7 protein-coding genes are annotated in these 12,475 nt (G+C 43.6%); all 7 read left to right on the forward strand.

Annotated elements, in window-relative coordinates:
• The first annotated feature begins 368 nt into the window (after nucleotides 1-368).
• The 7 genes from AC07M6_RS24085 to AC07M6_RS24115 all read left to right on the forward strand — a co-directional run bounded on the left by AC07M6_RS24085 (nucleotide 369) and on the right by AC07M6_RS24115 (nucleotide 12,470).
• Nucleotides 369-929 (forward strand): RNA polymerase sigma factor, encoded by a 561-nt coding sequence (locus AC07M6_RS24085; protein WP_494893970.1) that lies wholly within the window; start codon nucleotides 369-371, stop codon nucleotides 927-929.
• 218 nt (nucleotides 930-1,147) lie between these two features.
• A complete protein-coding gene (locus AC07M6_RS24090) occupies nucleotides 1,148-2,272 on the forward strand; it encodes a FecR family protein (RefSeq protein ID WP_494893972.1) in 1,125 nt (374 codons plus the stop codon).
• A 142-nt stretch (nucleotides 2,273-2,414) separates the two neighbouring features.
• Entirely contained in the window at nucleotides 2,415-5,855 is a 3,441-nt protein-coding gene (locus AC07M6_RS24095; protein WP_494893974.1) for a TonB-dependent receptor, read from the forward strand.
• Between the two features lie 4 nt (nucleotides 5,856-5,859).
• Nucleotides 5,860-7,506 (forward strand): RagB/SusD family nutrient uptake outer membrane protein, encoded by a 1,647-nt coding sequence (locus tag AC07M6_RS24100; protein WP_494893976.1) that lies wholly within the window; start codon nucleotides 5,860-5,862, stop codon nucleotides 7,504-7,506.
• Nucleotides 7,507-7,525: 19 nt separating this feature from the next.
• Nucleotides 7,526-8,905, forward strand: a complete 1,380-nt coding sequence (locus AC07M6_RS24105) for a glycoside hydrolase family 28 protein (protein WP_494893978.1) — start codon at nucleotides 7,526-7,528, stop codon at nucleotides 8,903-8,905.
• 142 nt (nucleotides 8,906-9,047) lie between these two features.
• On the forward strand, nucleotides 9,048-10,265 hold the full coding sequence (locus AC07M6_RS24110) for an MGH1-like glycoside hydrolase domain-containing protein (protein WP_494893980.1): 1,218 nt from the start codon (nucleotides 9,048-9,050) through the stop codon (nucleotides 10,263-10,265).
• Nucleotides 10,266-10,277: 12 nt separating this feature from the next.
• Nucleotides 10,278-12,470, forward strand: coding sequence for a GH92 family glycosyl hydrolase (locus AC07M6_RS24115; RefSeq protein ID WP_494893982.1), 2,193 nt, complete (start codon nucleotides 10,278-10,280; stop codon nucleotides 12,468-12,470).
• Nucleotides 12,471-12,475 lie beyond the last annotated feature (5 nt).

Genomic DNA, 12,475 nt, shown 5'->3' on the forward strand with positions numbered 1-12,475 from the left:
CCGCGTTCAGATCCATATTAAACAAACGGTTTTGGTCAAATACAAAAGTGCTATTTTCTCTGCGTTCGTGATTTTTTCGAATATGCAAAGACATTTTTCAGTTGGCTATAATGCTTTTTAAAAGATCATCCGTACAATAAAAGCCGGATATATCAGTAAAGTATCGCCTCCGTAAATCACCGCCTTGCTTTGTATATTGATAGTCTAATGACGTACAAATATTTGCTCGATTGTTATCGAATTAATAATTATTGCTTTAACCAAAGGCTATTTAGCAGATATGAACGGAATGAAATATTTTCTTTAACATTGCTTTATTATTTCCATAACTTTATTGGTGATTCCCCATCATGGTTACATATGATACATTGAACGATGAAGAACTATCGGTCTTATTAAAGGCAGGGGATCATAACGCGTACACCGAAATTTATAACCGTTTCAAGGCCCCCTTATACGTTCATGCCTATAATAAATTAAGGAATACCGAGGAAGCGAAAGACTTAGTACAGGAATTGTTTGTGTCGCTTTGGAATAATCGGAAGACGCTTAATTTGGGAAATCATCTTTCATCGTATCTCTATACTGCTGTACGTAACCGTATTTTTCGGACAATCTCCCGTTTAGGTTTGGAATATGTTTACATCGCTTCGTTACAAGACTCCGTGAACCAAGGTATCTGCATAACCGATCACCTGGCAAGGGAAAATCAGTTAAAGAAAATAATCGACCGGGAGATCGATGCCTTGCCACCGAAGATGCGGGAAGTCTTTTTATTAAGCCGTAGGGGGAATTTTAGCCATGCAGAAATTGCGGAACAACTTGGCATTGCAGAACCAACCGTTAAGAAGCAAGTTAACAATGCATTGAAGATATTACGTGTTAAATTAGGCATATTTACATTTTTAATCCTCCTGTTTTTTTATTAACTGATTGGTCATTGGTTATTGTTATTAATCATGGGTTATCACTTGACTCGTCCTGGGAAAGGTTGAGTGTCTCATATGCTGTGAATTCTGACAAGGAAATTCACAACCATTGTGACATTATCTCCGCTATCTCACAACAATTCAATTTTTTAATTTTTCTTCTACGCCCTGGGGTATAGCTATGTATTATACATTATATACAGGTTAGAGCCCGATAAATGAACAAGGAAGAAATACTACTGTTAGTTAATAAGTATAACGAAGACAAGTGTACACAGGAGGAGATTAACCTGCTGGAGACCTGGTACGTTAACCATGATCAGCTTTTCCAGAATGAAATCCCCGAAGACAAAATTACGAGAGATTTAGAAGATATCTTCCAGAAATTACCGGAGACCAACCGCCGTATTGTATCATGGCCGCGTATTGCCGCCGCTGCATCTTTGATATTTGCATTGGGGGTGGGTGGTTATTTTTTAGTTCGTCATCAACAACCTCAACGGGTTGCGGTTAACCAACCGCTCAAAAATGATATCCCTCCGGGCAAAAATACGGCAACGCTTACTTTGGCAAACGGAGAAAAGGTCATATTATCTGATGCTGTCAAAGGTGAGATCGCTGAAGAAGCTGGTGTGCGTGTTACAAAAACAGCCAATGGTCAATTAGTTTATACCGTTGCCGGGAACAGTACTTCCGGGAATGATCAGTTTAATACGCTTTCGACCGCTAAAGGGGAAACCTATAAAATCAATTTACCAGACGGTACGCAAGTTTGGCTGAATGCAGCATCGTCGCTTACTTATCCAACCGTATTTACAGACAAAATCCGAAAAGTTGAACTGAAAGGTGAAGGATACTTTGAGGTCGCCAAGAACAAGGAGAAACCGTTTATTGTCAATGCCAATGGGGCAGAGATAAAAGTTCTTGGTACCCACTTCAATATATCGGCCTACTTAGATGATCAGACAGTCATAGCAACTTTAGTGGAGGGCTCGATACAAATGCGTCATGATCGCATTATAGCATTGATCAAACCCGGCCAACAAGGGATTACCGCGATCGGCCAGGATGATATTGCAGTGCAGAACGCCGACACCGAACAGGCCTTGGCCTGGACCAATGGAAAGTTCTCGTTTAAAGATGTAAACATCCAGAATGTGATGAAAACGGCTTCGAGATGGTATAACATAGATGTAGCATATGAGGGAAATAACATTAAACAGAAAAGACTAAGAGGTACGGTGTCCAGGTATAAAAACCTTACTGAGCTACTGGAGAACATCGCATTTACATCCGGGATTCATTATAAAATAGAAGGGAGGAAAGTGATATTGATGCAATAATTTACTTTTAAGAATTATCTAAAGAATATAACCAGGGGCGTTCCAACCGCCCCTGGAAATGTACAGCATTTGGGAGCTGTATTTAGGTAATCAAAATGATCGCTGTTAACACAACCAATTATTAATTAACCTATAAATTCAAATGTATAAAAATTATACATCAATTGGATGCGGAATCTCTTTCCGCATCAAACCTAAATTGTGGAGAGTAATGAAACTGTCATTCGTCGTTTTGCTTGTTGCATTTTTGCAAGTAAGTGCATCCTCTCTGGCGCAAAAAATCAGTATTAATAAAAAATCCGCATCGCTTTGGGAAACCTTAAATGACATCCGGCGACAAACGGGCTATGACATCCTTTGTGATCCGGATATCTTAACTGCCGCCAGGCCGGTAACCGTCAACATACAGGATGCTCCAGTAGAAAAGGTATTACAGGAATGTTTTTCAAATCAACCTTTCGTTTATTCCATTCAACAGAAAACAATATTAATTAAGCTTAAGACGCCCAGGGACGTCGCTGTAGTTACGGCTATAGCCGTTTCGGGTACGGTCAAAGATGAAAAGGATCAGCCGTTACCGGGTGTAACGATAAAAGTTAAGGAAACACAAATTTCCTCAGTGAGCAATCAGGACGGTAAGTTTAGCATTAATGTCCCCCAAACCAATTCTGTATTGGTGTTTAGCTCCATCGGATATACAACACAGGAGATTCAGGTGGCCGGAAGAACATTGATCAACATAATTTTAAAAGAGCAAAATACAGGTCTGAACGAAGTGGTCGTGATCGGTTATGGTAGCCAGAAGAAATCCGATCTTACCGGTTCTGTAACTTCATTAAAGTCAAAAGACATCGAGCAGTCAAAAGCCGTGTCGTTTATGGAAGCCATGCAAGGCCGCCTTTCAGGAGTCCAGATCACATCAAGTTCCGGAGAACCAGGTGCAGGCGTAAATATCAACATTCGCGGTGCTAACTCGTTTAGTTCAGGTGTTCAGCCTCTTTATGTGATCGATGGCGTACAGATCGATATCAATAGCGGGGAAGTATCGAACTCCTCCTATGGAAACACCTCTCAGCTAAATCCTTTGGCGGGGATCAACCCTGCTGACATCGCATCCATTGAAGTATTAAAAGATGCATCGGCGACCGCCATATTTGGTTCCCGTGGAGCAAATGGTGTCATCTTGGTTACCACCAAAAGCGGCAACGCAAATAACCCTGCTCTTGAAGTTAATACTTATGTAGGTACGTCCGCTGCTACCAAAAAACTTAGCCTGCTTGGAGCTCAGGACTATGCTGCTTACCGTTATGCCATTACTCCGCAGGACCCGGTATGGGCTGTAGATTTAAATGGCGATGGGATTTACGATCAAATAAAGGATGTTTCTTCGCTAAAAACGTACGATTGGCAAAACCTGCTGCTGCGTAATGCCCTCACACAGAATTACAATGTGAGTTATAGCGGTGGAAACGCCAAGACGACCTTTTCCAGTTCCGTCGGCTATTTGAAACAAGAGGGCCTGGTGAAGAATAATGATTACCAGCGGTACAGTATGAATTTCAAGATTAATACTCAGGCCACTAAAAATTTCAAGATCGCGTCGTTGATCAATGCTTCCTATTCTATGAGTAACGGCACCGCAACCAATGGTGGTGACGGACCTCGGAATTATAACGGATTGATCCAGAACCTGGTTTTATATAAGCCGGTTAACGTTCCCGAGGCTGGCGATATTAGCGACGATCCGGATAACAGCGGATTGGGAAGCCCGATCGATTTTGTTAACTATGCCTATAAAAGTATACCGATCACCCGAATCATCGGTAACATTTCGGGCGATTATCAGCTTAGCAAAGATCTTCATTTCAATACCAGTTTCGGCAGCGTGCTTACCAGCTCAAAGGACAAGGAATGGTATCCTTCCACAACTTCCTGGGGCTACGCTGTTAACGGCCTTGCCATTCTAAGCAACAGCAGTTCTTTAAATTGGTACAATACAACCACCCTGAACTATCAGCATACTTTTCGTAAGCTCCACAGTATTGCCGCGCTCTTAGGCGTTGAAGTTAACTCCTATGATTATGAAAGCTTCAACATGATCGGCCAGGGGTTTGACGTCCAGTCCATTAATGCAACCGACAATATATCTACCGCAAAAATATTGTCAACCCCACCAACGACCAACAGATATAAATACAACCGTTTATCGCAGTTTGCACGGTTTAATTATACGTTTAACAATAAATATTTGTTTACTGCTACACTTCGTAATGATGGGTCTTCCAAGTTTGGCGCCGGAAATAAGTACGCACTATTCCCATCCGCCGCATTGGCTTGGAGAGCTTCACAGGAACCCTTTATACAAAAACTCGATTTTATTTCTGATTTAAAATTAAGAACAAGTTTTGGGATCACAGGGAATGACCGGATCTCGGCCTACCAATCTTTATCAGGTACAGAAAATGCCTATTATTCCGGCAGTTCAGGTGTCTCACTCGGTATCGCTCCTTCTGTGCTGGCCAACCCCAATTTAAAATGGGAATCTACCTATCAATATGACGTGGGCATTGACCTGGCAGTATTAAAAGACCGTGTTTCTGTTACCGCGGACGCCTATTTGAAGCAAACCAGGGATTTGTTGATCAATGCCGACATTTCGAGTCAGGGTGGCTACATGAAACAATGGCAAAATATCGGAAGGGTAGATAATAAGGGTATCGAATTGGGTATAAATACCATTAATATTCAGCGGCCTCATTTTTCCTGGACAAGTAGTTTTAATATTTCTTTCAACAGGAATGAAGTCAAATCGCTGGGAAGCGTAAATTATTTACCAGTGACCATATCAGGCAGCCTCATCCGGAATGTAGGCCGGGTAATCGTGGGTAATCCTATAGGCACAGCTTACGGTTACGTGTTTGATGGTATCTATCAAACGAGCGATTTTACAACAACCGGCAGCACGCAAGTCTTAAACCCTGGTGTGGTGAAGATGCAAAGCCGGGTGGCCAAACCTGGAGATTTTAAATATAAGGACCTGAATAATGACGGCGTGATTGATGATAACGACATGACCGTGATCAGCAATAGCAATCCTAAACATTACGGCGGCTTTTCAAACACGTTCACTTACAAAGGTTTTGACCTCAGCGCGTTGCTCCAATGGTCTTATGGTAACGATATTTTAAATGCCGGGCGGTATCGGTATGAAGCCGGGCAAAATTATTTTGCCAATTTGAGTACCACTTATTGGGCGAACAGGTGGACGCCGACTAATCCCAGCAATAGCTATGCTGCCTTAACGGGATTGGGTAAAATAGAAACTTCAAGTTATTACGTAGAAGATGGCTCTTACCTCCGGCTTAAAAACGTAACGCTGGGTTACAACCTGACCAAAGCATTCAAACGATTGGGCGTTCGCGCTTGTAAGATCTACATCACCGGTGAAAATTTAGTCACCTGGACAAAATACAGCGGCTTTGATCCCGAGATCGCGTCTTATACGGCCCTGCTCCCGGGAATAGATAACATCGCCTACCCCAGGTCACGATCAATAACATTAGGGTTGAATCTAAAATTTTAAAACCATGAAATCTAAATATACGATTATATTCCTCATTATTTTAACCGGCCTACCGTTCGCCGGGTGTAAAAAATTTCTTGACGAAACGCCTTATTCTTTCGTTACGACGGACAACTTTTACAAAACATCTGCCGATGCCGAACTGGCGCTTACCGGTGTGTATGATATTCTTGATGCGAATGTTATTCAGGGGCAGGGAACAGCTTGTACCTGGGGAAGAGGAATGCAATGGCTGACCACGATGGGATGCGACGAATTGATTGCTGACGCGACAAAGATCACAAGCGACAACAATTATGTCACCATTGCCAACTATACTTACACCTCTCAGAACACGCTGTTGAGTAATGCCTGGTTTTTTTTGTATGCGGGGATTAACCGGGCAAATTTTGTCATCGAAAAAGTACCAGCTATCAACATGGACGCTGCAAGGAAAAATCAGATCGTTGCCGAAGCCAGGTTTTTAAGAGGCATGTACTATTGTTACCTGGGATGGCTATGGGGCGGGGTTCCGATCAGTACTTCAACAATTCCAGATCTGAGTGCCCCCCGTTCATCCTTACAAGATGTAATGACGCAGGCGGAGAGCGACTTTCAGTTCGCGTATCAAACGCTGCCAGCCCGGAACGCCCAGGCAGGAAGAGTAAATAAATATACGGCGGCAGGTTTCCTTGTGAAACTGTATCTGTATTTAGCCAGTTGTAAGGAAAATAATGTAGGTGAAGCACTCAATTTCCCGCTTAATAGCTTTTCGGCCGTTGACAAGGATCAGATGTACCAGAAAGCACTGGCGCTGTGTCAGGTTATTTATACGCAGAGCAGTTACGCACTCATCACGCCTTTCAATTATCTTTTTCTATCCGCCACGGAAGATGTAGCAAGGAATGAGCATATGATGGTTGTTCAGGCCGGGCCCGGGGGAAGTAATGAATATATCTACTATTTTAACTTGGCCGGGCCCACAGGTAATTATCTGACCGTTGGGGCGGTAGCGGGCTGGATGCGGCCTGTAAGAGAGGGGTATAATCGTTTCAATGCCGCTGATGGCAGGAAAAGTTTAAGTTTCAGTGGGAATATTGCCGCTACCGCCACCTATGTTACAATAGCTGGTCGCAAATACTATACGCCGACCGCTATTTCGGCAAATTTATCTAATCTCTGTCTTAATAAATGGCGGGAGGACGACCCGGTTGACCGCGCTGCCCGTGGTGTGCCGGCCAATTCGGGGGAAACTGATTATGGCATCCTTCGCTATGCGGATGTCCTGTTAATGTATGCTGAGTGCAAATTCAAAACGGGTGATGAGCCAGGTGCGAGGGCTTTACTCAGTCAGGTTCGTAGCCGCGCAGCAGGCGGGGTTACTGCAACGTTAAACACGATCAATACCGCGTATTTCAAAGCAGATTTTATGCAGGAACTGATGGATGAGCGTTCCAGGGAATTGCTCGGCGAAGGGTGGCGACGAATAGACCTCATCCGGACGGGAAAGTTAAAAACGGTTGTCGCCAGTCTTGACCCCACTCCGGTCTTTACCAATGAAAGCGTTGCCCTTGTAATAAATAATTACGCGGATTATAAGATTTGGTACCCAATACCCAGCCGGGAGATGGACACTAATAAAAGCTTAATACAAAATCCGGGATACAATTAACCCTACTAAATTTCAAATTATGACTTTTTCTAAAACCATTCTTTTTTTTGTACTGTCGTTCGCTTTGCTTTCCAGCTCTTACGCGCAGGAATATAATATTACCAAGTATCATGCAGTAGGTGATTCAAAAACAATTAATACTCAAGCGATTCAAAGCGCGATCGATGATTGCTTTAATCATGGTGGCGGAACGGTAGTAGTTCCTGCCGGCACATTTTTGACTAACGGTGTCGTATTAAAGAGCAAAGTAAACCTCCATTTGCTCGATGGTGCCGTACTGTCGGGGAATGCTTCCGGTAGTCCTTATGTCGCTGTCGTGTATATTAATCAAGCCGAAGGCGTTTCTATCACGGGGCATGGAACTATTTTAGGGAATGGCGATCACTTTAAGGTAGAAGAATCCGCTCCTGACAGGCCTTATTTGGTGTATGTAAGGCAAAGTAAAAATGTCACCATCGAGGACGTCCAGCTCAGACAATCGGCTTCCTGGTCGCTAAGGTTATATAACAGCGAAAACATACACATCAAGGGTATTACGGTTTACTCGCATGCCAATTATAATAATGACGGCATTGACATTGACAGTAAGGATGTAACAATAACGGATTGTACTGTAGACAGTGGCGACGATGCTTTATGCCTGAAAAGCGATAACCCCAAAAAATTGTGCGAAAACATTACGGTTAGCAATTGCCGCCTGGCATCTAATTGTAATTTAATTAAAATGGGGACCAGTTCTTACGGAGGGTTTAAAAACGTTACCATCACTAATTGTGTATTGTACAAGGCGGCCGAATCGCCATTGCATCACTGGGATATCAAATCGCAACATACGGTAAAGGATAGTATTACAGGCCTTGCCGGTATTGCTTTAGAAATTGTGGACGGCGGAATGTTGGACAAGGTAACCATCTCCAATATAACGATGACCGGTGTGCAGACGCCTATATTTATGCGGCTGGGTAACCGGAAAAACGCGGTCGGCTCGCTGAAAAATGTCGTCATCAGCCAGATCAAAGCTTCCGCTCATAGCCAGATTGCCAGTTCCATCACTGCTGTGCCCGGTTTTTATATCGAAAATGTAACGCTTAAAGACATCAGTATCGATGTACCTGGCGGCGGAACTGAAGCAGACGCACTCAAGTCTGTTCCGGAAAATGAAAAAGGGTATCCGGAAAACAGGATGTTTGGCTGGACACTGCCTGCTTATGGTTTATATGTTCGACATGTACAGAACCTGAATATCATCAACCTCACATTTAATCTGCATCAGGCAGACCGCAGACCGGCCATTTGGTTAGAAGATGTGGATAAAGCTTGCATTACGAGCAAAGGACTGGCGGCAACTGCCGTTAAACAAATCAAAACAAAAGATATAACGATCAATGGGCATCAATAGCAATAACCCATTAAAAGGGCTGCAAACAGTGGCTCTTTTGATACCTTTTTTGACCCTGAGCTTAAAAGGTAATGCCCAGTCCAGTCAATGGGAAACCTATGGTCCTATGATACGAAAATCAGTTTACAGTGACTATCAGGGCATGCTCAAGCCAGCTGGCGGCGCCCTCAAATATCCTTTTTTAACACCTGGCAGCAGCCAGTATGCCGATGTGCTGTGGGATTGGGATTCATGGCTGAGCAATGTGGCTCTAAGACAAGTTTTGCAAGATTCGGGGAATGAAAAGGCAACAGCGCAGGTTGTTGCGAACGAACGAGGCTGCGTACTGAATTTTTTATCGCTAAGCAGCCCTGCTGGCTGGATACCCATTTTTGTAAAAAGGACCGCGGCCGCAGATGAACTGACACAACCGGCAGCGGTATATGCGGAAAATATGCATAAACCCTGTTTAGCGCAGCATGCCGCTTTCTTAGTCCGGTTGTCCGGCGGCGACGCCGGTTGGCTGCGCGACAGTTTTTATAATCTTCAAAGATTTGAAAATAATTATTATGAGCATCACCGCCATCGGTCAACCGGCCTTTACTACTGGCAAAATGATAAATCCATAGGCGTCGATAACGATCCCGCAACTTTTGGCCGCCCTCCCAAAAGTTCGGGTTCTATCCTGCTTAACTGCATGATGTACAAAGAATTGCTCGCCATGGTTTATTTATGCGATCGCTTAGGCCTGAAAGAAACAGGAACGCAATACGAAAAAGAAGCAGTTACACTGAGATCTGCTATTCAGGAACATTGCTGGGACGAGCGCGACGGTTTCTTTTACAGTGTGGATCTTAACCTGACCCCAATAAACGATGGGCTGGAATATATTTTGCACAGCGGGATGCCCAGGGATTGGGATTGCCTTATCCAGCGCTTAGGTGTATGGTCTGGTTTTATGGCCATGTGGGCGGGAATAGCCACCCCACAACAAGCTAAGCGCATGGTTAGCGGGCATTACCATAACACGGACACCTTCCACTCTCCGTACGGCATCCGCACATTATCTAAAATGGAAAAAATGTATAATGTTAAAGCTTCACGAAATCCATCCTCATGGCTGGGGCCTATCTGGGGAATATCCAATTATCTCACCTGGAAAGGGTTAGTCAATTACGGTTTTAAAGCGGAAGCCAATGAGTTGGCAGAAAGTACCATTGTGCTTTTTGGCAGGGACTTTCAACGTTATGGTGCGCTTCACGAATATTACGAACCGGAAAGCGGGGAACCCCTGCTCAATAAGGGTTTTCAGAACTGGAACTATTTGGTGTTGAATATGCTGGATTGGCGGGAAGGCAAAACTGTGGTAAGCGAATATTAATCTAAACATGTTATGAAAAAAATCATCTATTTCTTGTTCGTTCTTATTCAGTTGCCCCGGTTGGTATTGGCACAGTCGGCGGGTAATGCACAATATGTCAATCCCTTTATCGGAACTGACGCCACGGGGCATACTTTTCCTGGCGCTGCGCTGCCTTTTGGCCTGGTGCAGGTTAGTCCGGATACCGATTTCATGGGTTGGGAACATTGCAGCGGTTACTATTACAAGGACAGCACTTTGCTTGGATTTTCACATACCCATCTTAGCGGGACCGGCGGAAAAGACCTGGGCGATATATTATTACTTCCGTTTGCAACTTCGGTTAAAAAAGATATTCACCGGTGCCGATTTTCCCATTTGCAGGAAAAAGCTCAGCCTGGGTACTATTCGGTTTTTTTACCGGACGAAAAGGTGATGGTAAAGTTAACCGCGACTGCGCATACTGCTTACCATCAATACCACTTTCAGGAATCCCAAACCGGGCACGTCCTGATAGATCTTCGCCATGGCCTGGTTCACGATAGAAAAAGCCTGGAGGATCATGTCATTAAAAGTGAACTTCATTTGGAAAATGACACCACCATTTCGGGTTTTACCATAACCAGGGGCTGGGCCGGTCAAAAGCAGGTCTATTTTGTGATTCAATTGAAAAAACCTTTTTCTGCCGTTACATGGTTGTCTGATTCTACTGCAAAACGAAATCAGCGGGTTGTCCTCAGCTTCAAAAATAAAGGTGAATTACAATTGGAGCTAAAGATCGCATTATCGACCGTTAGCATAACCAATGCCAAACAGAATTTAAGGGCAGAAAACGACCGATGGAATTTTGAAAGAACAAAACAAGACGCAGCTGAAATTTGGAACGATTACTTATCCCGCGTTAGGATAACGGGTAGCCGCAAACAAAAAGAGATCTTCTATACGGCAATGTATCATTCACTGATCGCTCCCAATAATATCGCAGACGTTAACGGGGATTATCGTGGTGCAGATAACCGAATTTATCACACTAATACCGGAGCTTATTATTCAACACTGTCTTTATGGGATACCTACCGGGCACTTGATCCGCTCTATACTATTATTTGCCCTAAAGTAACAGGAAAATTTGTTGCAGGTATGTTAGCTCACTTTGACCAACAAGGCTACTTACCTATTTGGACACTCTGGGGGCACGAAAATTTCTGCATGATCGCCAATCATGCTGTTCCTGTTATTACCGACGCTTATTTAAAAGGCATTCGCGGTTTTGACATTCATAAGGCTTATCAAGCTATCAAGACCAGTTTAACGGTTAACCACCCTAACTCTCCCTGGAATATATATGACCGGTTTGGCTACCTTCCTTCAGATATCATCAAAAAGGAGGCTGTTTCCACGACACTGGAAAACACTTATGATGATTGGTGCGCAGCTCAAATGGCTAAGGCTTTAGGTAAGGATGATGATTACAGATTTTTTGCAAAGCGCGCCTTAAATTATAAAAACCTGTTTGACCAATCAACCGGTTTTATGCGGGGTAAAAACGCCAACGGACAATGGGTTGAAAAATTCGATCCTTACAGTCTGTCCCACGCCGGTACCGTAGGCGGCGATTATACGGAAGGCAATGCCTGGCAATACACCTGGCAGGTTCAGCATGATATCAAAGGATTAATGACCCTGATGGGGAAACAGCAATTTATTAAAAAGCTCGATTCGTTTTTCACTGCGAGCCCGAAAATTGAAAGTGAAGGGTCAACCTTAGACATCACGGGATTGATAGGCCAGTACGTGCACGGCAACGAACCCAGTCATCATGTGGCATATCTATATACATTGGCCGGGCAAGCCTGGAAGTCACAGAAAAAAATCAATCAGATTATGAACGAATTGTACAATAACACACCTGACGGCTTGAGTGGCAACGACGATTGCGGTCAGATGAGTGCATGGTACGTACTGAGTTCCTTTGGTTTTTATCCTGTTAATCCTTCAAACGGGCAATACGTTTTCGGCAAGCCTTCATTTCAAAAAGCCATCATCAGGACAAACAATCATTCATTTACGGTTGAAGCTAAAGGCTTGTCTGATAAGAACATTTTTATCAAACAAATTTATTTGAATGGAAAACCATATTCAAAAAATTATTTATCGCATGCCGATCTGATCAGGGGCGGCAATCTAACTTTTATCATGGGAGCATCCCCAGTAATCAATAATTAAAATAA

Source organism: Mucilaginibacter sp. GW821-FHT07H05 (assembly GCF_059418485.1).